Consider the following 25525-nt stretch of genomic DNA (forward strand, 5'->3'; position numbering starts at 1 on the left):
GTGACAGGATGGGGCTCCGGCCTTCCGACGACAAGACTCGAGCCATGACCTCCTCCTCGACGCATGCTCCCTCCCCGACCTCCGGATCGACGATGCCCGTCGACGACGCGCCCGAGGTCGCCGAGCACCGCAGCTTCCTCGCTTACTGGGCGGGGACGATCGTGCGCGCCTTCCTCTACGCGGTCCCCGCCTTCGTGCTGGGCATCGTCGGATTCGTCCTGACCATCACCCTGCTCGCGGTGGGCGTGGGCACGGTCGTGGCCTGGGTGGGCCTGCCGATCCTGATCGCCGCGCTCATGGTCGCCCGGGGTTTCGCAGGCGCCGAGCGAGGCATGCAGCGGGTCCTGCTGCAGCGCCCCCTGCCGCGGCCCATGCGCCGACGCGCGGCGCCGGACGCCGGCTGGGTGCGCCGCATGCTCACCCCGCTCGCGGATCCTCAGTCCTGGCTGGACTGCCTGTGGACCCTTGTGCACCTGCTGCTGAGCGCCGTCACGTTCCCGATCATGGTCGCGTGGTTCGCAGGGGCCCTGGGCACGGTCCTGGGGCCGCTCGCCTCGATCATCCTGCGCCTGGTCCTGCCCGCGGACGAGATGAACGGCCTCGGCGAGCTGCTCGGCTTCCACGGCGCCCTGGCCACCGGCATCGACCTGGGCCTGCAGTTCGCAGGCGGCCTGTTCTTCCTGCTCACCGCCTACCCCGTGGCCCGGGGCGTGACGACAGTGCATCACGCGGTGGGCTACGGCCTGCTGAGCTCCCGCTTCGAGGAGCAGCAGCGCCTGGCCCGCACCGAGGAGTCCCGCGACGCCGGGCGCGCCGCGGAGTCCGAGTCCCTGCGCCGGCTCGAGCGGGATCTGCACGACGGACCCCAGCAGGGGATCGTGCGGGCGACGATGGACCTGGCCCGCGCCGAGCGCCTCGCCCCGTCGGACCCCGAGCGATCCCGGAGGATCCTCGCGGAGACCCGCGAGATGCTGGGCACGACCCTCGAGGACCTGCGTCGGCTCTCCCGCGGGATCGCCCCACCGATCCTCGTGGACCGGGGCCTCGCGGCGGCCCTCGCCGAGCGCGCCGCCCTGTGCCCCGTGCCCGCCACCGTCGACTGCCCGCAGATCGACCTCCCCGAGCACGTGGAGATCGGCATCTACTACGTGGTCTCCGAGGCCCTCGCGAACGCCGCCAAGCACTCCGGGGCGAGCGCCGTGCAGGTGCGCGTGAGCCGCGAGGCGGGCAGCGCGCGCACCGTGATCGTCGACGACGGCCGCGGAGGCGCGAGCATCTCCGCCGGCCACGGCCTCGCCGGACTCGCGGGCCGCGTGGCCTCGCTCGAGGGGACGCTGCAGGTCGACTCCCCCGCCGGACAGGGCACCCGGATCGAGGCGGTGATCCCGTGCGCCTCGTGATCGCCGACGACTCCGCCCTGCTGCGCGAGGGACTGCGCCTGCTGCTCGAGGACGCCGGGCACGACGTCGTGGACTCCGCGGCCGACGGCACGGAGCTCGTGGCCCGCGCACTCGAGCACCGGCCCGACCTCGTGATCGCGGACATCCGCATGCCCCCGAGCCACAGCGACGAGGGCCTGCGCGCCGCCCACGCGATCCGCCGCAGCTGGCCCGAGGCCCCGATCATGCTGCTCAGCCAGTACGTCGTCGTCGCCTACGCGGCCGAGCTGATCGGCGCCGGCACCCCGGCGACCGGCTATCTGCTCAAGGACCGGGTGAGCGACATCGGCCGCTTCCTCGAGTCCGTCGAGCGGGTGGCGGCCGGCGGCGTGGTCATGGACCCCGACGTCATCGCGCAGGTCCTCGCCTCCCAGCGCCGCTCCCCTCTCGACGAGCTCACCCCGCGCGAGCGCGAGGTCCTCGAGCTCATGGGCGAGGGCCTCACCAACGCCGGGATCGCGCAGCGCCTCGTGGTCACCGAGGGCGCCGTCGAGAAGCACACCCAGCGCCTGTTCGCGAAGCTCGGGCTGAGCCCCGACGCGAGCGTCCACCGGCGCGTGATGGCCGTGCTGACCCTGCTGGGCGGGTGACGGACAGAGGCAGCTGCGGGTGAGGGGCTGGGCGGACGCGGGCGAGGTGCCCGCCGTCGGGAGCCCGCCCGTCGGAATCGGCTGAATCGACGTTGAGTGCTGCGCAACGGTCGTTATGAGCGGTCATAACGACCACTGCGCAGCACTCAACGGCCTGGGCGGGATCGGGGTGGGGCGGACCGCACGCGCCCCGCCGCAGCGCGCATGCGCCCCGCCCCAGCACCCGGTTCCCCGTCAGTGCTCGGAGGCCCCCTCCGCCCGGCCTCAGTGCTCGGACCCCTTCTCGGCCCCGGCGCCGGTGAACGCGCGGACCTCCATCTCGGCGGCCTTCACATCGTGCTCGGGCGCGGGCTTGGTGACGAGGGTGCCGACGATCCCGAGCAGGAAGCCCAGCGGGATCGAGACGATGCCGGGGTTCGAGAGCGGGAACAGGTCGAAGTCGGCGCCCGGGAACATCGCCTTCTCGTTGCCGGAGACGGCCGGGGAGAGCACGATCAGGATGAGACAGGCCGCGAGTCCGCCGATCATCGAGAACAGTGCGCCGCCGGTGTTGAACCGTCGCCAGAACAGGGAGAAGAGGATGGTGGGCAGGTTGGCGCTCGCGGCGACCGCGAAGGCGAGCGCCACCAGGAAGGCGACGTTCTGCCCGAGGGCCACCACGCCGCCCACGATCGCGAGGATCCCGATCGCGACGACGGTCCAGCGGGCGATCCTCACCTCGTCGTCCGCGGGGACCTCGCCGCCGCGGATCACGGAGGCGTAGATGTCGTGCGCGAAGCTCGTGGCCGCCGTGATCGCGAGCCCCGCGACCACCGCGAGGATCGTCGCGAAGGCGATCGCGGAGACCACGGCCATCAGCACGGGCCCGCCGAGGGCGAGCGCGAGCAGCGGGGCCGCCGCGTTCTCCCCGCCGGGCGTCGCGGGATCACCGAGCACCTCGGGGCCGACGAGGGCCGCGGCGCCGTAGCCGAGGATCAGGGTGAGCACGTAGAAGATGCCGATGATCCAGATCGCCCAGACCACCGAGCGCCGCGCCTCCTTGCCGCTGGGCACGGTGTAGAAGCGCATGAGCACATGCGGGAGGCCAGCAGTGCCCAGGACCAGCGCGAGCCCGAGCGACAGGAAGTCCACGGGGTTGGGGTACTTCAGGCCCGGCGTGAGGATCGCCTCGCCGTCGGGCGACATCGCGATCGCCTGATCGAGCACGGAGGAGAAGTTGAAGCCATAGCGGCCCATGACCATGATCGCGAGGATCGCGACGCCGACGACGAGCAGCACCGCCTTGATGATCTGCACCCAGGTGGTGCCCTTCATGCCGCCCACGATCACGTAGACGATCATCAGGACGCCCACGACCACCACGGTCAGGGCCGTCGGCAGCTTGCCCTCGAGCCCCAGCAGCAGGGCGACGAGCCCGCCCGCGCCCGCCATCTGGGCGATGAGGTAGAAGAAGCAGACCGCGAGGGTGGTGAGCGAGGCCGCCAGACGCACGGGGCGCTGGTTCAGGCGGAAGGAGAGGACGTCGGCCATCGTGAACTTGCCGGTGTTGCGCAGCAGCTCGGCGACCAGCAGGAGCGCGACGAGCCAGGCGACGAGGAAGCCGATCGAGTAGAGGAAGCCGTCGTAGCCGGCCATGGCGATCGCCCCGCAGATGCCCAGGAAGCTCGCGGCGCTGAGGTAGTCGCCGGAGATCGCGATGCCGTTCTGCGGTCCGGAGAACGAACGGCTGCCGGCGTAGAACTCGGCGGCGCTCGCCTTCTGACGGGAGACGCGGAAGACGATGAACAGCGTGAACGCGACGAACAGCCCGAACACGATCATGTTGATGACGGGGTTGATCTCGTGGCTCATCGCAGCTCGCCCTCCTGCCCGCCGGCCGGGCGGGCGGAGTCCTCGAGGATCTCCCCGCTCTCCATCTCGGCGCGGATCGCCTCGGCGTGGGGGTCGTAGCGCTTGTCGGCCCACCAGCGGTAGAGCATGGTGATCACGAAGGTGGTGATGACCTGGCCGAAGCCGAAGAGCAGGCCCACGGTGATGTTGCCGGCGACCTTGATCGCGAAGAACTCGTGGGTCCAGCCCGCGAGGATCACGTACAGCAGGTACCAGACCAGGAACAGCACCGTGATCGGCACGATGAAGGTGAGGAACGAGCGGCGCAGCCGCTGGAAGTCCTCGGACTGCTGGACGGCGAGGCTGCGGGCGCCGACGGAGGAGGGATCTCCGAGCGGGTCGCGGCCCGAGGATCTGGGATCGGGCAGGGATGCGGACTCTGACATGCCGGGCTCCTTCGCTCGGACGTGCACAGGGGGATCGCGGGAGGAGACCGCGATGCGCCCAATGTATCGTGCATCACACCCACGACGCCGTAGGAGCCGCCGTTGTCGCCCGCACGCGGGCGACCGGGCCCCGCGGCATCGCGAGGCCCGGTCGCTCGTCGCGGCGTCAGCTCGTCGTGACTCAGCTCGCCGCGGCGGTCATCCGGTGGTCGTGCTCCTCGTCGGAAAGACGCAGGGCGTCGGTCTCCTTCAGCAAGTCCCGGCCGCGGGTCTCGGGCACCAGGAAGGTCGCGCCGGTGGTGATGGCGGCGAGGGTCGCCATGTAGACGGCGAGCACGATCCAGTTGCTGTCGGTCCAGGCGAGCAGCGCCGCGCCGAGCACACCCGCCAGCCCTCCAGCGAGGACGGCGGAGATCTCGCGAGCCATCGCCACGCCCAGGTAGCGGTGCCGGGCCCCGAACATCTCGGGGAGCAGGGAGCACTGCGGGCCGAGCATCGAGTTCACGGCGACGCCGATGCCGATGGCGATCACGGCGATCGCCACGGCCTCGGTCCCCACGGACAGCAGGTACCAGGCGGGGAACGTGTACAGGAGCATGAACACGGCGCCGAAGCGGTAGACGGGCACGCGCCCGAAGCGATCGGAGAGGTGGCCGGTGAGGGGCACCGAGAAGATCCCGATGAGGCTGCCGAGTGTCACGCCCCAGGCGACGGTGCCCTTGTCCAGTCCGATCGTCGCGGAGGTCACGAAGGCCAGGGCGAGCGACTGGAACATGTAGCTGCCGCCGTTCTCGGCCATGCGCAGGCCGATGCCGACGACGACCCCCGGCCGCCCGGTCGTGAAGATCTCGCGGATCGGGTGGTCGGCGATCTGCTCGTGCTCCTCCAGCTGGACGAAGGTGGGGGTCTCGCGCAGCCGCGCCCGGATGAACAGGGCGATGAGGATCAGCACGAAGGAGGCCAGGAACGGCAGCCGCCAGCCGTACGACAGGAAGGCGTCCTCGGGCATCAGCAGGGTGAGCAGGGAGAAGACGAGCCCGGCGAGCAGCGTCCCTGCCTGGATGCCGATGAACGGGAGGGCGGAGAAGAAGCCGCGCCGACGCACGGGGGCGTACTCGGCCATGAGCACGGTCGCGCCGGCCTGCTCGGCGCCCGCGCCGAAGCCCTGCAGCAGGCGCAGGATCACCAGCAGGATCGGGGCGACGTAGCCCGCGGAGTGGAAGGTGGGGAGCACACCGATCAGGGTCGAGGCGCCGCCCATCAGCAGCACCGTGATCACGAGGATGGTCTTGCGGCCCACCTTGTCGCCGAGTGCGCCGAAGAAGAGGCCGCCGAAGGGGCGGGCCACGAAGCCGACCCCGTAGATCCCGAAGGCGGCGACGGTGTTCATCGCGGCGTTGCCCTCGGGGAAGAACAGGGTGTTGAACACCAGGGCCGTCATCAGTCCGTACATCGCGAAGTCGAAGTACTCCATCGCGCTGCCGATGGACGAGGAGAGCGTGGCGCGGCGCAGGTTCGCGGCGTACTCGGCCTCGGGCATGTCCTGGGCGCCCTCGGGGCGGGCGGAGCGTGGCGTCGAGCTCATGGCATCTCCTTCGATGCGGGGCGAGGCGGCCCGAGCGGGCCGGACCGGGCGCGGCCGACGGGGCCGGCCGATGGCCCTACTGTACTCATTCGCGAACGCAGTGCAACCCGTTGAACGCTCAGATCTCAGGGGCGGCGCGAGAGGGGGTTGGTGAGCGCGTCGGCCAGCGTCAGCAGCGCGGCGCCGAGCTCGTCGACCACGGCGTCGCCGGCCTCGGAGGCGGCGAGCGCGACGCCCACGGCCATGCGCGGATCACCGGGCTGCCAGGGCTCGAGCGGGACGGCGACGCCGTGGATGCCGGGGAAGGACTCGCCGCGGTCGATCGCGAAACCGCGCTCGCGGCCCGCGCCGATCTTCGCGCGCACGGCCTCGGGGCTGGTCACCGACTCCTCGGTGGTGGGCGCGAAGTCGGCGGCAGCGAGCACCGTGTCCACCTCGGCGTCGTCCATGGCGAGCAGCATGGCGTTGCCGACCGCGCAGTGGATGAGCGGCAGTCGGGAGCCGAGCGGCGTGCCCAGGCGCTGGCGGCGCCCCTCGTGCCGGGCGAGGTAGAGGGCGTCGGGCGCGTCCAGCATCGCGATCTGGACGACGTGCCCACGCAGCACCGGATCGCCCTCCACGGCGGCGAAGAACTCGCGGACCTGGTTGAACTGGGAGGCGAAGGCGCCGCCCAGCTCGGCGGTGCGGATGCCGAGCCGGTACCCGCTCTCGACCCGATCGATCATGCCCTCGTTCTCGAGCGCCTGGCAGATGTTGGACGCCGAGGACTTCGCCATGCCGACCTCGCGCGCGAGCTCGGAGAGCGTGAGCGGCCCGCGCGCCCGCTCCAGCGCCCCGAGGATCCGCAGGGAGCGGGTGACGGCGGGCGAGGGGTCGCGGGGCTCGCCCGATGCGCGCTCGGGCGCGGGCGCGGGCTCGGCCGACGCGCGCTCGGGCTCGGCCGACGGGCTCGCAGGACGGGTGGTCTTCGTGCTCTGGGGCGCCACGGCGCTCCCCTTCCCTGCGCGGTCGGCGCGGCGGGCGCCGCGCGGGGCGCGCGCCCCCGTCGGCCCGTCGCGCCGCCGCACTCAGTAGAACTCGACGGTGTCCACGGCGTTGCGCAGCGGGCGTCCGTCGAGGTGGCGGGCGAGGTTGTCCACGAACAGCCGCACGATCCTCTCCTCCTCGCGGGTGTCGAGGGCGGCGGTGTGCGGGCTGACCAGGACATGGGGATGATCCCACAGAGGGCTCGCCGCGGGCAGCGGCTCGGTCGCGAAGACGTCGAGCGCGGCGAAGCCGATGCGGCCGTCCTCGAGGGCGCGCAGCAGGGCGGGCTCGTCGACGACGGTGCCGCGACCGACGTTCACGAGGATCGTCCCCGGGCGCGCCTTCGCGAGCACGTCCTCGCGCACGAGGCCCTCGGTCGCGTCGGTGCCGGGGAGGGTGAGCACGACGGCGTCGGCGCGGGCGACGGCGTCGGCGAGGTCGTCGATCGGCACGAGCTCGTCGACGCCCTTGACCGCCTGGCCGCTGCGGGTCGTGCCGAGCACGTGGGCGCCGAGCGCGCTGAAGCGCGCCGCGCAGGCCTTCCCGATGCCGCCGAGACCGACGACGAGCACGGTCATCTCGTCGAGGTGCCGCATCTCCCAGCGCTCGCTCCACTCATGCTCGCGCTGCTGGGCGAGCAGGCGCGGGAGGGACTTCGCGCCGGCGAGCACCCCGAGCACGGCGAACTCGGCGAGCGGCGCGCCGTGGACGCCGGCGGTGGTCGTGAAGGCGATGCGCTCGAGGTCCTCGGAGGCGAGTCCGGCGGCGCGCACCTGGGAGCCGCCGCCCGCGGCCATCGTCTGCACCCAGCGCAGACGCGGGTTCGCGCGGACGGTGCGTGCGAGGGCCGAGGGGTCGACGTCGGGCAGCGAGAAGAGCACGTCGGCGGAGTCAACCATCTGCTCGAAGGCGGCCTGCTGCGCGGGCGTGCGCACGCGCTCCGGGTCGCCCGACCAGTCGGCGGGTCCGCGACGCGGGCGGTAGAGCGCGTGGTCGCGGATCACCTCGGCGCGCGGCTCGCTGCGCTCGATGAGCGCGCAGAGGTCCTCGGGGAGGTCGACGGCGACCACGACGCGCGTGCGTCCTTCGGGCGTCTCGCGGTCGGCGGGAGGGGTCTGGCTCATGGGAGCTCCTTCGCTCGGATGGGAGGCAGGACCACCCTAACTCGTGTTCAATATGTTGGACACCGTTCCCTGTGTTGCGCGACAGGTTAGAGTCGGGCCATGAGCACTGACGACGACGTCCGCCCCGATCCCGCTCGCCTCGTCGCGACCGCTCACGGCGCGGAGAACGCGAAACACTCGAAGGACGCGGAGGACTCGCCCACCGAGCCCTCGACGGCCCCCGGACCCGGCTCCCCGCGCGTGGGCGTGCTCGGACTGGGATCCATGGGACTGCCGATGGCCGAGCACCTGCTGCGCGCCCACGGCTCCCTCACCGTCCACTCCCGCACGCCGAAGCCGCAGCTCACCGCGCAGGGAGCACGGTGGGCCCAGACCCCGCGCGAGCTCGCCGAGGCGGTCGACGCGATCCTCGTGATGCTCCCCGATCTGCCGGATCTCGAGCCGCTGCTGGGCGGAGAGGACGGCCTGCTCGCCTCCGCCGGCGAGCTGCTGCTGATGATCGGCTCGACCTCCTCCTCCGTGCAGGTGCGAGAGCTCGGCGAGCGCCTGGCCGCGGAGAGCGGCGGCCGCGTGCGCGTGGTCGACTGCCCGGTCTCCGGGGGCGAGGACGGCGCGCAGGCGGGCACGCTCGCCATCATGCTGGGCGGCGCCGAGGACGACGCCGCCGAGGCCGCCCGCCTGCTCGCGCCCTGCGGGAACCCGGTGCGCCTGGGACCGCTCGGGGCGGGCGAGGTCGCGAAGTCCTGCAACCAGATGATCGTCAGCGCCACCGCGCTCGCCCTCGGCGAGGTGACCGTGCTCGCCGAGCGCAGCGGCCTCGACCTGGGCACCCTCTTCGAGCTGCTGCAGGGCGGCTACGCGGGCTCGAACCTCATGGCCTCGCGCCGCGAGAAGTTCGTGACCGGGGACGACTCCCCCTCCGGCGTCGCGAAGTACATGGTCAAGGATCTGCGCTTCGCCGGCGAGATCGCCGAGGCGACGGGCACCCACGGCGCGCTCCTCCCCGCCCTGCGTGCGGCGTTCGACGAGCTCGTCGAGGCGGGCCTGGGCGACCGCGACCTCGCGGCCACACGGCGCTTCACCGAGCAGCGGGGCTGAACGCGCCGTTGCGCTCCTCGCTCCTCACGCGTCGGCCCCACCCTCCCCGTCGATCTTCTCGAGCAGCAGCCGCGCCTGCCTGCGGGACTCGTCCTGCTCCGCGTCCAGGTACGGGCGGACCGGGTCCGCGATGTCGGCCGGCAGCACATCCGGAGGGAGCCTGCGCAGGCGCCGCATGATGTGCGCCGCGACGGCGGGTCCTCGAGCTCGCGGAGGGCGAGGTCCAAAAGCTCCAGATGACGGCACGAGACCTTCCGGGCGATCAGCCATTCGAGGATCGGCGCCCGCCCCTCCCCCAGCTCGCGGTCACCGGCCAGGCGTGCCATCTCGACCCGATCGTCCGGGTCCGCCGGGGACGAGTGGCACGACGCCAGGACCGTGGAGCCCTGCAGGTCGACCTGGTGGGCGGGCGGATGGGAGTCCAGGTAGCGCACGGCCAGTCCGAACGTCTCCTCGTGCGGCGCGTCCGGGGTGACCAGCGAACGTGCGACCGCGTCCAGCAGCTGGGCCCGGTCGCGCGGCTGTGCGAGCCGGGTCTTCGCGTCGACGTTCTCGTACCAGTCCAGCAGCGTGGGGATCAGCTCAGGATAGCGCACGCTCTCGTTCGATGTCTGCGAGATCGTGAGGACCGGGGCGCCGCTCCGACGCGCGGCCCGGCGGAGATCCCTGTTGAGAGCGGCGAACGCTCGATCGCGCGCGGATCCGCCGAAGGGCACCGCATGACCTCCCCGTCGTCGAGGCGCTCCGGACGGCGCCGGTCACGATGGTGGCACATCGCGCGCACCATCGGGCGCCCCGTTCTCCTCGAGCACCGTCCATGGACGGGTCCCCACCTCGGACCTCTCCCAGACCGGCAGCAGCTGCTCCTTCTCCCAGCGTCGCTCGATCGCGCGCAGGTCTCGCAGCCACGCCGGATAGATCCACGGGCGGAGCAGATTCGTGCGACCGGGCATCGACACCCGGGGGATTCCCGATCCGATCATGAGCACTGCGATGACGGCCAGGGCGAGCAGACCGCCCCCGAGCGCGACCACGGCAGAGAGGTTCTGCGAACCGACGCCGAGAGCCTGAATCAGTCCGGAGAGCCCCGCGATCAGCAGCCAGATCCCGAGGACCGGCCACCACACGAGGAAGAACAGCTCCGCATCGACCGTCGGCCGGGGGTCCCATGCGGTCCACCTGCGCACCCAGAACCGCGAGCGGGGTGTGCGCCCGCGACGCATCCAGATGCACGTCCCGACGAGCGCGGCTCCCACGAGCGCGGCGAAGGTGCTGAGGTCCGGCATGCACACACGGTGGCACGGCGGCCACGCACCGACGCCCGGGCCGCGCACCGATGCCGGTCCCCGCACGCACGGACGGGCGGGCCTCCCTCAGGAGACCCGCCCGTCCTGGCCCGTCGGCCGTCCGGAGACGGCGCCTGGGGCTCCGATCAGAGCTCGCGGAGCGTCACAGCATGCAGCTGACGCAGCCCTCGACCTCGGTGCCCTCGATCGCCATCTGCCGCAGGCGGATGTAGTAGAGGGTCTTGATGCCCTTGCGCCATGCGTAGATCTGCGCCTTGTTGACGTCGCGCGTGGTGGCGGTGTCGGGGAAGAAGAGCGTGAGGCTCAGGCCCTGGTCCACGTGCTTGGTGGCCTCGGCGTAGGTGTCCACGATCTTCTCGTAGCCGATCTCGTACGCGTCCTGGTAGTACTCCAGGTTGTCGTTCGTCATGAACGGCGCCGGGTAGTAGACGCGGCCGATCTTCCCCTCCTTGCGGATCTCGATCTTGGAGACGATCGGGTGGATCGACGAGGTCGAGTGGTTGATGTAGGAGATCGACCCGGTCGGCGGGACCGCCTGCAGGTACGCGTTGTACATGCCGTGGGCCTTCACGTCCTCGCGCAGCTGCTTCCAGTCGTCCTGGCTGGGCAGGTGCACGTTCGAGTTCGCGAACAGCTCGCGGACCTTCGCGGTGCGCGGCTCCCACACCTCATCGGTGTACTTGTCGAAGTACTCTCCGGTCCCGTACTTCGAGTTCTCGAAGTCGTAGAACGTCTCGCCGAGCTCCTTGGCGAGCCCCATGGAGGCCTTGATGGCCTGGTAGGTGACCGCGTAGAAGTACATGTTCGTGAAGTCCAGGCCCTCGTCGGACCCGTAGTAGATGCCCTCGCGCGCCAGGTAGCCGTGGAGATTCATCTGCCCCAGGCCGATCGCGTGGGACTTGCGGTTGCCCTCCGCGATCGTGGGCACGGACTCGATGTCCGAGGTGTCCGAGACCGCCGTCAGCGCGCGGATCGCGGTGCTGATCGTGCGCTCGAAGTCCGGGGAGTCCATCGCCTTGGCGATGTTCAGCGACCCCAGGTTGCAGGAGATGTCGCGACCCATCTCGTCGTAGGTAAGGTCGTTGTTCATGTGCGACGGGGTCGCGACCTGCAGGATCTCCGAGCACAGGTTCGAGTGGGTGACCTTGCCGGCGATCGGGTTCGCCCTGTTCACCGTGTCCTCGAACATGATGTACGGGTAGCCGGACTCGAACTGGATCTCCGCGAGGGTCTGGAAGAAGTCGCGGGCCTTGATCTTCTTCTTCGCGATCCGCGGGTTGTCGACCATGTCGCGGTAGTTCTCGGAGATCGACACATCCGCGTACGGCTTGCCGTACTCGCGCTCCACGTCGTACGGGGAGAACAGGTACATCGGCTCGTTGTTCTTCGCGAGCTCGAAGGTGATGTCGGGGATCACGACACCCAGCGAGAGGGTCTTGATGCGGATCTTCTCGTCCGCGTTCTCGCGCTTGGTGTCCAGGAACCGCATGATGTCCGGGTGGTGCGCGTGGAGGTACACCGCGCCCGCGCCCTGACGCGCACCGAGCTGGTTCGCGTAGGAGAAGGAGTCCTCGAGCAGCTTCATCACGGGGATGACGCCGCTGGACTGGTTCTCGATGTGCTTGATCGGCGCACCGTACTCGCGCAGGTTCGACAGCAGCAGGGCGACGCCGCCGCCGCGCTTGGACAGCTGCAGCGCGGAGTTGATGCCGCGGCCGATGGACTCCATGTTGTCCTCCATGCGCAGCAGGAAGCACGAGACGAGCTCGCCGCGCTGGGCCTTCCCGGCGTTGAGGAACGTGGGGGTCGCGGGCTGGAAGCGGCCGTCGAGCACCTCGTCGACGATCCGACGGGCCAGCTCCTCGTCACCGCGGGCGAGGGTCAGGGCCACCATGACCACGCGGTCCTCGAAGCGCTCGAGGTACCGCTTGCCGTCGAAGGTCTTCAGCGTGTACGAGGTGTAGTACTTGAAGGCGCCCAGGAACGTCGGGAAGCGGAACTTCTTCGCGAAGGCCTGCTCCGACAGCTCCTCGACGAAATCGAAGGAGTACTGGTCCAGCACCTCGGCCTCGTAGTACTCGTTCTCGACGAGGTAGTCGATCTTCTCCCGCAGGGAGTGGAAGAACACCGTGTTGGGGTTCACGTGCTGCAGGAAGTACTCACGGGCGGCGAGACGATCCTTGTCGAACTGGATCTTCCCGTCAGCCCCGTAGAGGTTCAGCATCGCGTTCAGCGCGTGATAGTCGAGGGACTTGTGATGCTCCACCGAAGGCATCTCGGTCAGTGTCGCCAAAACTCTTCCAATCCGTCGTGGACCTGCTGCACGTCTCGCGGCGTGCCCAACAGCTCGAACCTGTACATGTGCGGGACCCGGCACTTCGCCGAGATGATCTCGCCGGCCAGGCCGTAGGCCTCGCCGAAATTCGTGTTCCCCGCGGTGATGACTCCCCGGATCAGATCCCGGTTGCGTTCGTCGTTGAGGAACTTGATGACCTGCTTCGGGACTGCTCCGCGTCCGTTGCCGCCGCCATAGGTCGGCACCATCAGCACGTACTCCTCGTCCATGACGAGCGGATCCTCCGTGCGATGGAGTGGGATCCTGCTGGCCGGCATGTCCAGCTTCTGCACGAAGCGATGGGTGTTGCCGGACACGGAGGAGAAGTAGACGAGGGTTCCCATCCTCCTCACCTCCGCATGATCGGGAGCGCTCAGATGGCTGCGGCGCGGGCGCCCTCGGCGCCGGCGGCCGCAACGGCCTTGATCTTGTCGGGGCGGAAGCCCGACCAGTGGTCCTCACCGGCGACCACGACGGGCGCCTGCACGTAGCCCATCGACTTCACGTGGGCGAGCGCCTCGGCGTCCTCGGTGATGTCGACGACGTCGTAGTCGACGCCCGACTTGGTGAGGGCGCGCTTGGTCGCGTCGCACTGGACGCACATGGGCTTCGAGTACACGGTGATGGCCATCGGGCGATGCCTTTCTCGGTGGGGATCGTGTCGCCGGGGCCCGAGCTGCGGGATCCGGTGTGCGAAGGAGGGTGTGTGGGGCGGGGATCGAAGGGTGTTCGACGAGGTCGTCGAGGGGTTCTCGCGGCCTGCCGAGCGGTGCCCTGCGGGATCCGCGCCGACCTCTCCAACACTACACCTAGTGGTGCCCCGACGTCTGCACCACAAGATGTACTGAACTACAAGACTGTTATCCACAATCCGATGGTGACGGACTGTGGACGGACGTGGGTCAGCTGGGGACGAACGCGCATCGTCTGCGCGGATGCTGTGGACAGCGCTGTGGAACGCCCCGATACGCCCCGTCGGACGGTGGATGACGACTCCCCCGGGGACCCGGCGAACAGTGGTGCGCGCCCCGAAAATCCGTGTCGGATCGGCGTGTCGTCGGCGTGTCGTGCAGCGCCGGGGCGAGGGCTCCCACGAGAGCTCGTCATCCACAGTCGGACGCCCGCTCGGCGTGTCGTCAGAACGTCGCCGGCCGAGCACTCCGGCCCCGCGCGACCGAGCGCTCACGGGACGGATCGACGCCCGGTCCCGCCGAGGGTCGATGAGCACTCCGGGGCATGGTCCGGGCGGTCCCCGGACCGACAGCGAGCGGTGCCGGACGACGTGCGGCCCTGTTGGGTGCGCGCGCACGGCTCTGGGAGGCGCGGCTCGACGTGAGGGTGCGGCTCGACCCCGGAACACGCGCACTTCGTTCAGGTGCGCGGAGCGCCGTTCAGGAGCGCGGGGGCTCCTCGCCCTCCGTCGCCGCGTCCTTCGCGGCATCATCGGCCGCGGCCGCCCAGGCATCGCCGTCCGCCGGCTCGGCGCGATCGGTGTCGACGGCGGCCTGGTGCGGGTCGTCGTCCCGGGACGCTGCGGTCCCGGCACTCGTCGCCTGCGGCTGCGCGGACCGCGCCGCCTCGAGCTGGTCGGCGGCCGAGGAGAGGTCCTCGGTCGGCGCCGCGGGCGGGATCTCGCCGGTGCCGGGCACCGGGGTCAGCGGACCGATCCGCACGGAGGTGCTCTCGGCCGACGGCGCGGCGGAGTCCTCGTCCGATGCGGTCGACCCGGCTGCGGCCTCCGATCCGTCCGACTCCGCCACGGAGTCGGCGACGTCGTCGGCACCAGCATCGGCATCGGCGTCGTCGGCATCCTCCGCCGCACTGGTGTCCTCGGTCGCGCCGGCGTCCTCCGCCTGCTCCGAGACCTCCGTCCGGTCCGAGGCCTCCGCCTGGTCCGGGGCCTCCTCCTCGGGATCCGCCTCGAGGGATCGGCCGTCGGCCTGGACGAGGGTCTTCAGGACCTCGCGCAGGATCTCGACCTGGGCGAGGGCCTCGGCGGCGCCGGCGTGGGGCTCCTTGCCCTTGTCGACGAACTCGTGGAAGGCCTCCCACATGGACTCGGCCGCGCCGAGGTCGGAGGAGCGGGAGGTGACGACCACACGGCCGTGCTCCTTCTCGCGCAGGGAGCTGCGGGAGCGGGAGTCCACGAACGACGGCGGCTCGAGCGCGAGGTCGATCCGCTTGCGCGCCGAGAGCACCTCGTAGGTCTCCGAGTACTCGGGGGCGAAGGGGAGATAGTGCCAGACCAGGCGCACGGGAGCGCCGTCCTCGAGCTCCCCCAGCAGCTCGAGCGAGCCGGGGATGACGCCCTTGGGCCAGTGACGCACGGCGGTGAGCTCGGTGAGCGGACCGTAGATGCGCTCGGTGATGGCGAGCTGGTGGGCGATGCCCGTGAGCAGTCCCTTCACGTAGAGGTCGCGATCGCGCTGGGTCGCGCCCTCCCCCGCGCCGGCGACGACCGCCTCCTGCAGGGTCTTGCGACGCTCCTGGCGCTTCTCAGACGGCAGGTCGTAGGCGGACGCGGTCACGTGCGCGCGACCGAACAGAGGACCGGAGGCGGGCATCAGCACCTCGTGGTCGATCATGCGCACGTCGCGCGCGCGGATGTTCTCGACGACCTCGTCGAGCACCTCGTCGTACTGCTGCGGGTAGGCCATCATCACCAGGCGTCGGCCCACGAGCCGCTCGAAGTCGCTGATCCTGGCGACCTCCTGGGCCGAGTACCCCAGCGGGGGCTCGACGAGCACGGGGATCCCGCGGCGCAGCAGCAGGAGGAGATCCTCGACGTGCAGGCCGTCGGTCGCGAGGACCGCCGCGTCGAGGGCGACGTCCTTCGCGCGCACGGCGGCGACGAGATCGGCGACGGTCTCGAAGCGATGCTCCTCCTCGACGCCCCAGACGTCGGCCGATTCGCGCCGACGCCGCGGCGAGTGGTCCACGAGAGCGGTCACCGCGAAGCGGTCCCAGCGGCGGCGCAGCACGGGCAGATGCACGGCCTGCGCCATCGTTCCGGCACCGATGACGGCGATGTTCAGGATCCTCGGCATGCGGGCGGTTCTCCTCGCGGGATGAGCGGGACGGGCAGGTCAGGGGTGGAGCGGGCCGGCCGGGAACCGGAGCGTGCACGGGCGCGCGCGGGCATGCGCGAGGTGCTCGGGCTCCGCGTCCACGGCCGTCGGCACGTGCCGCTGTTCTACCACAGCGCGCTGATCCGGACCCTCGCGCGTCTCGCGCGGCGAGGGCGCGGACACAGGGTGTGGGAGGCACGACCGCGCGCCGCTATCGTGGTGCCCGTGCCGTTCCTCTACACGCTCACCCGTCCGGTCCTGGGGCCCATGTTCACCGCCTACTGGCGCCCCCGCATCACCGGGCTCGAGAACATCCCGCGCACCGGTGCGTTCCTGCTGGCCTCCAACCATCTGGCCAACGTGGACAGCTTCATCATCCCCGTGGTGTCCCCGCGCATGGTCCGATTCGTCTCCAAGGACGTGTTCTGGAAGAACGGCGGCCTCAAGGGCCGCATCCAGAAGTGGTTCATGAACTCCGTGGGCACCGTGCCGCTGGACCGCGAGGCCCTGAGCTCCGGCCGGGGCGCGCTCGACGCCGCCCTGGACGTGCTGAAGGCCGGCGAGGGCTTCGGCATCTACCCCGAGGGCTCCCGCAGTCGCGACGGGCTGCTGCACAAGGGCCAGCCGGGCGCGGCCTGGCTCGCCCTCGAGTCCGGCGCCCCCGTCATCCCGCTGGGCCTGGCAGGCACGCAGAACCTGTTCCTGAAGGGACGGAAGATGCCCACCCGGTACCGTCCCGACATGCGCTTCGGGGCGCCGATCGATCTCTCGGACCTGCCGACGGACCTGAGCGCGGGCGCCCGCCGGCGCCTGGCCACCGATCGGATCATGACCGAGATCCAGCGGCTCTCCGGCCAGGAGTGGGCCCCGGGCGCGCAGCCCCGCGGCGCGGGGACCGGCGCGAGCGCATAGGATCGTTCTCCCCGCCCGACACAGGAGGTCAACGTGGCAGTGGTGGTCGGCTTCATCCCCACCCCGGTGGGATTCGACGCGCTGGACACGGCGCGCACCGCGGCCGAGGAGCGCGGCGGCCCGCTGATCGTGCTCAACGTGGTCAGGCAGGGCGACGAGCAGGATCCCCGCCACGCCAGCGAGGGTGACCTCGACGCGGCGGCAGACCGCCTGCGCGGCTCGGCCGTGCGGGTCGACATCCGTCAGGAGAGCAGCGAGGACGACATCGCCGACGTCCTGCTGGACACCGTCGAGCGAGAGAAGGCCGAGCTGCTGGTGATCGGTCTGCGTCGCGAGCGCGACGTCGCCCGGCATCTCCTGGGCGTGACCCCGCAGAAGCTGCTGCTCTCCGCCCCCTGCGACGTGCTCGTCGTCTGAGGGCGCTCCCCTCTCCCCGACCGCGTCGCACCCCGGGCCCGGCACCGACGTCCGGCACCGGACACAGCCCGGCACCGGACCCGGACACAGCGAGGCCCGGACCCGATCGCTCGGGTCCGGGCCTCGCCCGTGCGGCGGCGTGCGCTCACGCCGCCGAAGGGATCACTCGGAGCGCGGATCCGCGCCGGGGACCTGGTCGCCGGCGTTCTCGCGCACGGCCTTCTCGATCCGCTCGCCGACCTCCTGGTCGATGTTCTTCCAGTACTGGAAGGCGTTCGAGAGGACCGGCTCGATCACGGTGGCGAGAGCGCCGGAGACCGTCTCGATGAGGCGCTCGCGCTCGCCCTCGTCCATGACCTCGCGGACCAGCGTGTGGGCCTGGCCGAAGTCGTCGTCATCGGAGCGCAGGGTGTAGGCCTGGCGCACCAGGGTGCCGTCGGACTCCCAGCCGTTGTCGACCGGGCCCTGGGCGTCCTGGTACGAGCGACCGAACGAGTTCGGGGAGTACACCGGGGCGTTGCCGCTGTGGAAGAACTCCATCGAGCCCTCCTTGTCGTAGGAGTTGGTCTCCACGACAGGACGGTTCACGGGCAGCTGGTTGAAGTTGGTGCCCAGGCGGTTGCGCTGCGCGTCCGGGTAGGAGAACACGCGGCCCAGCAGCATCTTGTCGGGCGAGACGCCGGTGCCGGGCACGAGGTTCGAGGGGCTGAAGGCGGCCTGCTCGACCTGCGCGAAGTGGTTGACCGGGTTCTGGTTCAGCGTGAAGCGGCCGACAGGGATGCGCGGGTAGTCCTTCTTCGACCAGGTCTTCGTGAGGTCGAAGGGGTTGAAGCGGTAGGTCTTCGCGTCCTCGTAGGGCATGACCTGCACCTCGAGCCTCCAGGACGGGAAGTCGCCGTTCGAGATCGACTCGAAGAGGTCGCGGCGGTGGTAGTCGCCGTCCAGGCCCGCCAGCTCGTCGGCCTCGTCGTTGGTCAGGAACTCCACGCCCTGCTCGGTGAGGAAGTGGTACTTGACCCAGAACTTCTCGCCGGCCTCGTTGACCCACAGGTAGGTGTGGGAGGAGTAGCCGTTCATGTGGCGCCAGGTCTTGGGCAGGCCGCGGTCGCCCATGAGGTAGGAGACCTGGTGGGCGCTCTCCGGGGAGAGTGTCCAGAAGTCCCACTGCATCGTGTTGTCGCGCAGGCCGGAGTCCGGGGTGCGCTTCTGGGAGTGGATGAAGTCGGGGAACTTCATGGGATCGCGGACGAAGAACACCGGGGTGTTGTTCCCGACGATGTCGAAGTTGCCCTCCTGCGTGTAGAACTTCAGCGCGAAGCCGCGCACGTCACGCCAGGTGTCGGGAGAGCCGAGCTCGCCGGCGACGGTCGAGAACCGCGCGAGCATCGGGGTCTTGGCGCCCTTCTGGAAGAGGCCGGCCTTCGTGTACTGCGAGACGTCCTCGGTGATCTCGAGCTCGCCGAAGGCGCCGGAGCCCTTGGCGTGCGGGCTGCGCTCCGGGATGCGCTCGCGGTCGAAGCGGGCGAGCTTCTCGACGAGGGCGACGTCGTGGAGCATCAGGGGGCCGTCGGGGCCGACGGAGAGGGAGTTGGCATCGCTCTCGCGCGGGGCGCCGTTCTCGGCGGTCGAGGGGATGGTCGGCGTGGTGTCGCCGGTGGGGTCGAACGTGGTCACGATCTCTCCTTCTCGGGGCGAGCCCCGGCAGCGGTCGCCGGGACGTTGGGGTCCCGCACCGCTCGGGCGAGAGCGGTGCGGGGGTTCGCAGTTCTTCGCAGTGTTCGACGGATGTCGCTGGGATCGACGGAACTCGGATCAGCAGATCTCAGCCGGCCTCGGCGCCGCTCGGGACCGTGGTCCCGGGAGACGCCGATGCCGTGCGGCATGCGGAGCACACGCCGCGGAAAAGCACCTCCGCGACCTCGATCTCGAAGCCGTGGTCGTGGGAGGGCGTCAGGCACGGCGCCTCGCCGATCGTGCAGGGCACGTCCTCGAGGCGACCGCACACCCGGCACACCATGTGGTGGTGGTTGTCATGCCGGTGGATCTCGTAACGGGCGGCGCTGCGGGCACCGGTGGCGACGCGGCGCAGCAGGCCCGCATCGGTGAGCGCGTGCAGCACGTCATAGACGGCCTGCCGGGACACCGTGCCGAGTCGTTCGCGCACCGCGGCGGCGATGTCATCCGCCTCGGCATGCTGACACTCGGCGACGACCGCGAGCGTCGCCAGCCGCGGAGCGGTGACGCGAAGACCTGCGGAGCGCAGGTCCTCAGCCAGATCGGTCGTCATGGCTCCAGGCTACTACGTTTTCTGGACCAGATCCAGAAGATGACTCCGTCAAACCTGCGCCACGCACGAACGCCGAATATTTTCTGACACACCGCGACCCGATCGCCATCTGCGATCGGGTCGCGGTCGTCATGCGTGCGAGTGTCGAAGCGGCCGGGTCACTTCCCCGGCTGACGGCAGATCCACGGGAACGCAGGAGCGATCCAGCAGATCACTGCCTCCTGGTGCAGCGAATCGGACGCGGCGACACCACCCTCGAGGGCGCGTTCGCGGGGTGTCTGGACCTCCTGCCCGTCACCGGCGATGACGGCGCCCTGGGACTCGGCAGCGGATGCCGCGCCCGGGAGAGCGAAGGCACCGAGGCAGAGCGCGGCGGCGGCGAGCAGAGCGGAAGCAGGGCGGGAGAAGGTACGAAGTGAACGGGACATGGCAAGGCTCCTCAGCAGATCAACCGGGTGGACGGGCCGTCATCGACCCTGCGACCATGGCTCACCTGCCATCTGAGCACCGCACTCGGTTCCTGACACAGGAGGAGCCGCGATCGTGCTCGCACACTACGCTGAGCACGATGCGCTCCCAGGGACCCCTTGAGACACGAAGCGTCGAGTCGACGGTGAAGACCGGAGGACTCCACGCCCTGTGGACGCGCGCCCTCAACGGGTTGTTCCGGCCTTCGGGCGAGATCTCGGGATCGCTGCGCATCAGCGCCGGAGCGACCGCCGCGATCACCCTCTTCCTGGCGGCCCTCATCGTTCCCTCGACGTTCCCCTACGGCACGCCCTCTGCACTCATGGGGATCGGTCTGAGCCTTGCCGGCGGCCTCGCGCTGGTCCGTCCCGTCGCCGGAGGTGTTCTGACCGGCATCGTGCTCAGCCTCGCACTGATCGATCCGGGCTCGACCCCCGGGCTCGGGGTGCTCGTCTCGCCGATCTCACTCGCGACCTGCGCGGGTGCTGGGCGCCTGCTCCCGGCGATCGCGATCGGGGTGTGGCACACGGGCGTCATCACGATCGCCTCGGAACGCACTGCGCATACCAACGCCGAGCTGTTCGCCAACGCGCTCGTGTGGATCTTCCTGCTCGCGGCCGCGTATCTGCTGGGGGCCATGTGGCGCTCGATGATCGTCCATGTTGCCGCCGAGCGCGCCCGCCATGCCTTCGACCTGGCTGAGCAGCGCCGCGCCATCGCCCGCGACCTGCACGACACAGGAGTCCGGGCGATCACCGAGGTCATCCTGCTCGCCGAGACCGCGCAGCACGCCGATGGCGTCTCCGCCGCGGAAGCAGAGGCTTTCGCGAGGATCTCACGCACCGCCCGCCTCTCGACCGATGAACTGCGCAGCCTCATGGAGTCGCTGCGCACGGACGTGCCGGCCGACGGCGCCACGGATCCCACGACCTACGGCGTCACGGTCCACGCCGCGAGCTGGGACGACGCGCTCCAGGCCGCGCGCGACCGCCTGCTTGCCGCCGATTTCACCGTGAATCTCAGCTCGGAGTCCGATGCGCCGGTGCCGCCCTCGGCCTCCCCCGTGCTCTCGCGCTGTCTGTGGGAGGTCGTGGCCAACGTGATCCGCCATGCCGACAGCGAGTACCCCGTCGCGATCATGTCCGCGGCCATGTCGGATGGTGTGGAACTGCTGGTCCGCAATACGATCGACCACGACCCCGTCGTCCGTGTGGACGGCGGCGACGGCCTTCGGGGCCTCCGAGAACAGCTCGAGGCCGTCGGCGGAGCCATCGAGACCCAGCGCGACGGCGACACCTTCCTCACTCGCATCCAGCTCCCCACCGATACCGGCCGTTGACGGCCCGACCGGCCTTCGCGCCACATCGCCCCGAGAGGACGACGCCCCTATGATCACCGTGCTGATCTGCGACGACGACCCCATCGTCCGCACCGCGCTCGAGGGCTACCTCGCCCGGGAGGACGACGTGCACGTGGAGCGGTCGGTCGACAGCGCGGAGGCGGCTCTCGACGCCCTGGACACGGCGTCGCCCGACGTCGTGCTCATGGACCTGGTGCTGCCGGGGATGGACGGCATCGCCGCGACGCGTCGGATCAGTGCCCGCCCCGGCGCGCCCGCCGTCATGGTGCTCACGACCTTCGGCACCGAGGAGCAGGTCGCGGCGGCGATCGGCGCGGGCGCCGTGGGCTTCCTGCTGAAGTCGACGACCGCTGCGGCCCTCGCCGCCGCCGTGCGCGCGGCGGCAGTGCGCGCAGGCACCGTGATCACCCCGGAACTCGCCGCGCACCTCGCCCAGACGGCGTCGAAGGAGACCGGCGACGGATCCATCGCCCCGCAGGCCAGCGCGGAGCGCTCCCCCTCCCCCACGACTCACTCGGAGGGTGGCACCTCACCGGACGCCGCCGGCGGCTCGATGCCGCTCCCCGTCGCGTCGCCGCCGTCACCGACGGCGGCGAACGCCGACGGGCAGCGGGAGGCGGACGCCGCCGCGGCCCGCTTCGCCCTCACCGACCGTGAGCGGGACGTCCTCGAGCTTGTCTGCGAAGCGGAGTCCAACGCACGCATCGCCGAGCGCCTGAGCCTCTCCGAGTCCACGGTGAAGTCGCACGTCGGCTCCCTGATGACGAAGCTCGACTGCTCCTCGCGTCTGCAGGTCGCCGTGCGCGCTTTCGAGCTCGGCCTCGTCTCCGCGCCGAACCGGCGGCAGTGAGCGGGCGGCCCCGGGACCGGGACCGGGACCGGAAGCAGACCATGGTCACCGGACGGCCGGGTCACCCGACGGGCGCCCACGATCCGAGGTCGGACACCGATGACCACAGGAAGGACGAGAGCGATGGATGACGCGTCACAGAGCGAGGACCGGAGGGTCCTGGCCATCACGGGCGGTTCGCGAGGGATCGGCGCAGCGGTGGCCGAGTCGGCGGCACGGGCGGGGTGGGACGTCCTCATCGGATACCGCTCCGATTCGCAGGCGGCACAGGACCTGTGCATCCGATTGCGCGAGGCCGGCGGCATCGCCCAGATCGAGCGCGTGGACGTCACCGACGCCGAGGCCCTGCAGGGCTTCCTCGATCGAGCAGAGCGCATGGGAACCCTGGGAGGAGTGGTCGCGTCCGCCGGCGCCGTCTCCGCCGTCGGACCGCTGGTGGATCTCGACCCCGAGGCGATACGACGGGATCTCGAGGTGAACCTGCTCGGAGCGGTCCTCACGGTACGGGCCGCGATCCCCGCACTGACGGAGTCCAAGGGCTCGATCGTGCTGATCAGCTCCGCGGCGTCCACGATCGGCAGCCCGGGTGCCTACGTGCACTACGCCGCCGCGAAGGCGGGGGTCGACGCGCTCACGGTGGGCCTGTCCAAGGAGCTCGCACCGCGCGGGATCCGCGTGAACTGCGTCCAGCCGGGCACGGTGTGGACCGACTTCCATCAGGACCCCGACCGCCCGGCGAAGGTGGCCCCGTCGGTGCCCTGGGGCCGCGCGGGGTACCCCGAGGAGATCGCACCCGCCGTTCTCCATCTGCTCTCCGACGACGCGGGCTACACCACGGGTGCCGCCATCAGGGTGGCAGGTGGGATGTGAGGTCCCTGCCGCGGGCGTCGGAAGCGAGGGCGCTCGCCGCGATAGAGGGCCGGTCGCGGCCCCTCAGATGCCGAAGGGCTCCGCGTAGCGGACGACTCCCGTCGGCAGAGGCCCCGCATCGTCGAGAGCCGTCACCATCAACGCGTCCGCGGGCACGTCGATGCTCAGCCGGATGCCCTGGGGGATCGCCGGCTCGAACCCGAACCGCGGGTAGTAGCCGGGATGACCGAGCACCACCACGAACCGCTCGCCCAGAGCCCCCGCGGCGTGGAGCAGCGCGCCGATCACGGCGGCTCCCGCACCGCGACGCTGGGCTCCGGGAAGCACTGCGCACGGGGCGAGGCACAGGGCGGGGACGTCCCCTATGTGACATCGCGTCAACAATGCGTGCGCCACGACCCGTGCATCCGGTGCGCACGCGACGTACGACAGACCCGGGACCCATGCCGGGTCCGTGCGCAGCCTGTCGACGAGATCGGCCTCGTCCGACGTCTCGAATGCGGACCGGATCACCATCCGCACGGCTTCGACGTCGCCCGGCTCCTCAGGGCGCACCAGCCATTCGCACTCGGTCATCACCCGGTGACCCTACCCGCACCAGCCCCGCACGCGCGCGCCGCCGTGGTGCCCGCCCTGTCCGCCGCCCCGACTTCAACGCGGGCGCGAAGCCCCAGCGCCAGCGCCATGACACAGGGTGCGTTCGACACGCGGACGTCTCCGTCACAGAGATCGGCGGAGCCTCGGAACCTTACTCTTGTCGCACGAGCGGGACGATCGATGCTGAGGATGTCGCGGAGATCAGATCAGGACGTGACGAGATTCGAGGGGCCGCGCCGCACTGAGTAAGCCTGGCCGTTCCAGGTCGCTCGACGCAGTGAGTAGATCGTCACCGGGTCAATACAGCTGGCAGCAGTCCGTACAGCCTGGAACCCGATCACGCCATTGACGCGATACCGCCGCCTCTGCGAGTCATAGGTCCAAGCACCTGAGTACGTCGTCGTGTATGCCGTGTACCCCGTTATCGCAGGAGCAGTCGAATCGACAGTCGGCACGCTCCACGTCGTCGACCCTGTACTCGTTCGTGTCCACGTCAGAGTTCCGAACGACGTCGAGAAGTAGATTGTGAAGCGGGCACCAGTAGGCGTTGAACCGCTGGGCACGTCATCCATCCAAAACCCGAACGTCGGGTAAGCAGAAGTTTCGCCCAAACCCAATGTTTGAGTGGTGGTAGTCCCGCTCGTCGAGCAGTTCGATGTGATGTTCGTGCTTCCCGAGACTGCGGGTGCAGACGCAGCCAAAGCCGGGGCTGCCACGGACGTCAACGCGACAGGCGTTGCCCACGCGGCCCCCTTCAGCAGTGCGCGTCGACCAGACCCCGGCCGCTCGCCCTCTCGATCCTGCATCCCTATCCCCCATCGCTCTCGAGCCTACGCGAGTCGTCATACTCCAGGAATTACCCGAAGTGCGCAAGGTGCGCTCGCGGGATCCTGACCTTGAGTTCCCTTCCTGAGACCAGCCACGAAACCGCCGTGTCGGCGCTCCTGACGGCCGCCAGAGGCACGCAATGCCACGGGACACCGCAACGCGATCGTGACCCCAAGCCCCGAGACATCTCCACCCACCCCTGGCACGGTGGGTAGCCAACCCGGTTGCCGAATCCCACGACAGGAGTCCGCATGGCAATCGTCCGACGTGCACTCGCCTCGACAGCCGCTCTCGCCGCCGCCGCCACCTTCGCCGCTTGCAGCGGACCCGAAGGCGAGCAGGTCGTGAAGGCAGCGCCACCCGACCACTACCTGCACGCACAAGACTACGAGAACGCGATCACCAACGCCGGCGCAACATGTGACTGGCGGATGGACCCAGAGGAGGAGTACACCGTGGCCACCTGCGGACGGAACCTTTCCCTCATCGTCGCCGACAAACAGGATGTCCTCGACAACTGGTCGAAGACTCTGGAGGAGCAGCTCGGTCACGGGATCATGGCGCGAGGCGACGACTTCCTGGCGGTCACCTCGAAGATCGAGCTTTCCAGGTACGTCGACCAGGCGCTGGGCAGTGAGTCCGTGGCGTTCTGACCCCTGAACCCCGCGCGGACCGCTGCGCCCGCCCTACTGGGTCGCGTCAACCAGCTGGAAGCGTGAGGAAGCGCATCCGCGTCAACCTACGCAACCCAGGACAGGGGCCAGCGCAGCGAGGTACGTGCCATAGCTGGACGGCTAGCGCTCGATGTGGACGATCTCTTCCGTGTCCGCTGCGTCGTTTCCCGGCCATTTTCCGACCCTGGGCGCGATTTCAGGGCGAACGGAAACGGCCCCTCGCCAGCGACGTGGCTGGTGAGGCGCCGTTCTCTGGAGCCGCCTGCCGGAATCGAACCGGCGACCTATTCATTACGAGTGAATCGCTCTACCGACTGAGCTAAGGCGGCGCGCCCGCCGAGCACTGCGGACCTGGCTACTCTACGAGAACTCGACCGAGGGGTGCAAAGCGGAGCGGTGAGCGACGCACCACAC

Annotated in this window: 24 protein-coding genes and 1 tRNA gene; 9 read left to right on the forward strand and 16 right to left on the reverse strand. The window is 70.3% G+C overall.

Annotated features, from left to right (window positions below; all coding sequences use genetic code 11):
- Positions 1 to 44: 44 nt before the first annotated feature.
- Positions 45 to 1400, forward strand: a complete 1356-nt coding sequence (locus tag I8D64_RS10955) for a sensor histidine kinase (RefSeq protein WP_246482981.1) — start codon at positions 45 to 47, stop codon at positions 1398 to 1400.
- Positions 1388 to 2029 carry a response regulator gene (locus tag I8D64_RS10960; RefSeq protein ID WP_200502716.1) on the forward strand — a complete coding sequence of 214 codons (642 nt, stop codon included), beginning with the start codon at positions 1388 to 1390 and terminating at the stop codon, positions 2027 to 2029. The genes I8D64_RS10955 and I8D64_RS10960 overlap by 13 nt, the downstream gene beginning before the upstream one ends.
- Positions 2030 to 2293: 264 nt before the next feature.
- Here I8D64_RS10960 and I8D64_RS10965 read toward each other — a convergent pair whose 3' ends face one another.
- The 5 genes from I8D64_RS10965 to I8D64_RS10985 form a co-directional block, all read right to left on the reverse strand.
- Complete coding sequence (locus tag I8D64_RS10965; protein WP_200502717.1) at positions 2294 to 3880, reverse strand: solute symporter family protein; 1587 nt, start codon at positions 3878 to 3880, stop codon at positions 2294 to 2296.
- On the reverse strand, positions 3877 to 4305 hold the full coding sequence (locus I8D64_RS10970) for a DUF485 domain-containing protein (RefSeq protein ID WP_200502718.1): 429 nt from the start codon (positions 4303 to 4305) through the stop codon (positions 3877 to 3879). Before I8D64_RS10970 ends, I8D64_RS10965 begins: the two co-directional genes overlap by 4 nt.
- A gap of 181 nt (positions 4306 to 4486) precedes the next feature.
- Positions 4487 to 5890: an MFS transporter gene (locus I8D64_RS10975; RefSeq protein ID WP_200502719.1), complete on the reverse strand. Its 1404-nt coding sequence runs from the start codon at positions 5888 to 5890 to the stop codon at positions 4487 to 4489.
- Between the two features lie 125 nt (positions 5891 to 6015).
- Entirely contained in the window at positions 6016 to 6876 is an 861-nt protein-coding gene (locus tag I8D64_RS17820; RefSeq protein WP_200502720.1) for an IclR family transcriptional regulator domain-containing protein, read from the reverse strand.
- Positions 6877 to 6957: 81 nt separating this feature from the next.
- Positions 6958 to 8040, reverse strand: coding sequence for a D-2-hydroxyacid dehydrogenase (locus I8D64_RS10985; protein WP_200502721.1), 1083 nt, complete (start codon positions 8038 to 8040; stop codon positions 6958 to 6960).
- Between the two features lie 99 nt (positions 8041 to 8139).
- On the opposite strand from I8D64_RS10985, the gene I8D64_RS10990 reads away from it, so the two are divergent.
- Positions 8140 to 9138 carry an NAD(P)-dependent oxidoreductase gene (locus I8D64_RS10990; protein WP_200502723.1) on the forward strand — a complete coding sequence of 333 codons (999 nt, stop codon included), beginning with the start codon at positions 8140 to 8142 and terminating at the stop codon, positions 9136 to 9138.
- A 24-nt stretch (positions 9139 to 9162) separates the two neighbouring features.
- On the opposite strand, the gene I8D64_RS17640 is transcribed toward I8D64_RS10990, so the two are convergent.
- From I8D64_RS17640 to I8D64_RS11015, 6 genes are all read right to left on the reverse strand, one after another.
- A complete protein-coding gene (locus tag I8D64_RS17640) occupies positions 9163 to 9285 on the reverse strand; it encodes a hypothetical protein (RefSeq protein ID WP_281392202.1) in 123 nt (40 codons plus the stop codon).
- Between the two features lie 611 nt (positions 9286 to 9896).
- Positions 9897 to 10424 carry a hypothetical protein gene (locus I8D64_RS10995; RefSeq protein ID WP_200502725.1) on the reverse strand — a complete coding sequence of 176 codons (528 nt, stop codon included), beginning with the start codon at positions 10422 to 10424 and terminating at the stop codon, positions 9897 to 9899.
- A 163-nt stretch (positions 10425 to 10587) separates the two neighbouring features.
- Positions 10588 to 12720, reverse strand: a complete 2133-nt coding sequence (gene nrdE / locus I8D64_RS11000) for a class 1b ribonucleoside-diphosphate reductase subunit alpha (protein WP_200502727.1) — start codon at positions 12718 to 12720, stop codon at positions 10588 to 10590.
- Positions 12721 to 12725: 5 nt separating this feature from the next.
- A complete protein-coding gene (gene nrdI, locus I8D64_RS11005; RefSeq protein ID WP_200502729.1) occupies positions 12726 to 13124 on the reverse strand; it encodes a class Ib ribonucleoside-diphosphate reductase assembly flavoprotein NrdI in 399 nt (132 codons plus the stop codon).
- Positions 13125 to 13153: 29 nt separating this feature from the next.
- Complete coding sequence (nrdH, locus tag I8D64_RS11010) at positions 13154 to 13411, reverse strand: glutaredoxin-like protein NrdH (protein WP_200502733.1); 258 nt, start codon at positions 13409 to 13411, stop codon at positions 13154 to 13156.
- A gap of 760 nt (positions 13412 to 14171) precedes the next feature.
- On the reverse strand, positions 14172 to 15827 hold the full coding sequence (locus tag I8D64_RS11015; RefSeq protein ID WP_200502734.1) for a Gfo/Idh/MocA family oxidoreductase: 1656 nt from the start codon (positions 15825 to 15827) through the stop codon (positions 14172 to 14174).
- A gap of 246 nt (positions 15828 to 16073) precedes the next feature.
- On the opposite strand from I8D64_RS11015, the gene I8D64_RS11020 reads away from it, so the two are divergent.
- Together I8D64_RS11020 and I8D64_RS11025 are read left to right on the forward strand one after the other, a co-directional pair.
- Positions 16074 to 16760, forward strand: coding sequence for a lysophospholipid acyltransferase family protein (locus I8D64_RS11020; protein ID WP_228359063.1), 687 nt, complete (start codon positions 16074 to 16076; stop codon positions 16758 to 16760).
- Between the two features lie 33 nt (positions 16761 to 16793).
- Positions 16794 to 17177, forward strand: coding sequence for a universal stress protein (locus I8D64_RS11025; protein WP_200502735.1), 384 nt, complete (start codon positions 16794 to 16796; stop codon positions 17175 to 17177).
- 162 nt (positions 17178 to 17339) lie between these two features.
- Here the strand turns inward: I8D64_RS11025 and I8D64_RS11030 are convergent, their stop codons facing one another.
- From I8D64_RS11030 to I8D64_RS11040, 3 genes are all read right to left on the reverse strand, one after another.
- Positions 17340 to 18851 (reverse strand): catalase, encoded by a 1512-nt coding sequence (locus tag I8D64_RS11030; protein ID WP_200502736.1) that lies wholly within the window; start codon positions 18849 to 18851, stop codon positions 17340 to 17342.
- A 148-nt stretch (positions 18852 to 18999) separates the two neighbouring features.
- On the reverse strand, positions 19000 to 19464 hold the full coding sequence (locus tag I8D64_RS11035; RefSeq protein ID WP_200502738.1) for a Fur family transcriptional regulator: 465 nt from the start codon (positions 19462 to 19464) through the stop codon (positions 19000 to 19002).
- A gap of 158 nt (positions 19465 to 19622) precedes the next feature.
- Positions 19623 to 19892 carry a hypothetical protein gene (locus I8D64_RS11040; protein ID WP_200502740.1) on the reverse strand — a complete coding sequence of 90 codons (270 nt, stop codon included), beginning with the start codon at positions 19890 to 19892 and terminating at the stop codon, positions 19623 to 19625.
- 185 nt (positions 19893 to 20077) lie between these two features.
- Here I8D64_RS11040 and I8D64_RS17825 point away from each other — a divergent pair, with 185 nt between their 5' ends.
- From I8D64_RS17825 to I8D64_RS11055, 3 genes are all read left to right on the forward strand, one after another.
- The gene (locus I8D64_RS17825; protein ID WP_200502742.1) at positions 20078 to 21271 is read left to right on the forward strand and encodes a histidine kinase; all 1194 of its coding nucleotides are present in this window, start codon (positions 20078 to 20080) and stop codon (positions 21269 to 21271) included.
- Between the two features lie 49 nt (positions 21272 to 21320).
- Positions 21321 to 22142, forward strand: coding sequence for a response regulator transcription factor (locus I8D64_RS11050; protein WP_200502743.1), 822 nt, complete (start codon positions 21321 to 21323; stop codon positions 22140 to 22142).
- A 123-nt stretch (positions 22143 to 22265) separates the two neighbouring features.
- Positions 22266 to 23012 (forward strand): SDR family NAD(P)-dependent oxidoreductase, encoded by a 747-nt coding sequence (locus tag I8D64_RS11055; RefSeq protein WP_200502744.1) that lies wholly within the window; start codon positions 22266 to 22268, stop codon positions 23010 to 23012.
- Positions 23013 to 23075: 63 nt separating this feature from the next.
- On the opposite strand, the gene I8D64_RS11060 is transcribed toward I8D64_RS11055, so the two are convergent.
- On the reverse strand, positions 23076 to 23588 hold the full coding sequence (locus I8D64_RS11060; protein WP_200502745.1) for a GNAT family N-acetyltransferase: 513 nt from the start codon (positions 23586 to 23588) through the stop codon (positions 23076 to 23078).
- 1100 nt (positions 23589 to 24688) lie between these two features.
- Here I8D64_RS11060 and I8D64_RS11065 point away from each other — a divergent pair.
- Positions 24689 to 25090, forward strand: a complete 402-nt coding sequence (locus tag I8D64_RS11065) for a hypothetical protein (RefSeq protein ID WP_200502746.1) — start codon at positions 24689 to 24691, stop codon at positions 25088 to 25090.
- Between the two features lie 274 nt (positions 25091 to 25364).
- Here I8D64_RS11065 and I8D64_RS11070 read toward each other — a convergent pair.
- Positions 25365 to 25440: transfer RNA gene (locus I8D64_RS11070), tRNA-Thr, on the reverse strand.
- Between the last annotated feature and the right edge of the window lie 85 nt (positions 25441 to 25525).

This window comes from Brachybacterium halotolerans (assembly GCF_016623465.1).
GTDB lineage: Bacteria > Actinomycetota > Actinomycetes > Actinomycetales > Dermabacteraceae > Brachybacterium > Brachybacterium halotolerans.

Coding starts and splice junctions, on each gene's coding strand:
- I8D64_RS11060 (WP_200502745.1), bottom strand. CDS start 23,588: ATGACCGAGTGCGAATGGCTGGTGCGCCCTGAGGAGCCGGGCGACGTC.
- I8D64_RS10975 (WP_200502719.1), bottom strand. CDS start 5,890: ATGAGCTCGACGCCACGCTCCGCCCGCCCCGAGGGCGCCCAGGACATG.
- I8D64_RS11050 (WP_200502743.1), top strand. CDS start 21,321: ATGATCACCGTGCTGATCTGCGACGACGACCCCATCGTCCGCACCGCG.
- nrdI (WP_200502729.1), bottom strand. CDS start 13,124: ATGGGAACCCTCGTCTACTTCTCCTCCGTGTCCGGCAACACCCATCGC.
- I8D64_RS11065 (WP_200502746.1), top strand. CDS start 24,689: ATGGCAATCGTCCGACGTGCACTCGCCTCGACAGCCGCTCTCGCCGCC.
- I8D64_RS10985 (WP_200502721.1), bottom strand. CDS start 8,040: ATGAGCCAGACCCCTCCCGCCGACCGCGAGACGCCCGAAGGACGCACG.
- I8D64_RS11040 (WP_200502740.1), bottom strand. CDS start 19,892: ATGTCCCGTTCACTTCGTACCTTCTCCCGCCCTGCTTCCGCTCTGCTC.
- I8D64_RS10965 (WP_200502717.1), bottom strand. CDS start 3,880: ATGAGCCACGAGATCAACCCCGTCATCAACATGATCGTGTTCGGGCTG.
- nrdE (WP_200502727.1), bottom strand. CDS start 12,720: ATGCCTTCGGTGGAGCATCACAAGTCCCTCGACTATCACGCGCTGAAC.
- I8D64_RS10995 (WP_200502725.1), bottom strand. CDS start 10,424: ATGCCGGACCTCAGCACCTTCGCCGCGCTCGTGGGAGCCGCGCTCGTC.
- I8D64_RS11015 (WP_200502734.1), bottom strand. CDS start 15,827: ATGCCGAGGATCCTGAACATCGCCGTCATCGGTGCCGGAACGATGGCG.
- I8D64_RS10990 (WP_200502723.1), top strand. CDS start 8,140: ATGAGCACTGACGACGACGTCCGCCCCGATCCCGCTCGCCTCGTCGCG.
- I8D64_RS10970 (WP_200502718.1), bottom strand. CDS start 4,305: ATGTCAGAGTCCGCATCCCTGCCCGATCCCAGATCCTCGGGCCGCGAC.
- I8D64_RS11035 (WP_200502738.1), bottom strand. CDS start 19,464: ATGACGACCGATCTGGCTGAGGACCTGCGCTCCGCAGGTCTTCGCGTC.
- I8D64_RS10955 (WP_246482981.1), top strand. CDS start 45: ATGACCTCCTCCTCGACGCATGCTCCCTCCCCGACCTCCGGATCGACG.
- nrdH (WP_200502733.1), bottom strand. CDS start 13,411: ATGGCCATCACCGTGTACTCGAAGCCCATGTGCGTCCAGTGCGACGCG.
- I8D64_RS11055 (WP_200502744.1), top strand. CDS start 22,266: ATGGATGACGCGTCACAGAGCGAGGACCGGAGGGTCCTGGCCATCACG.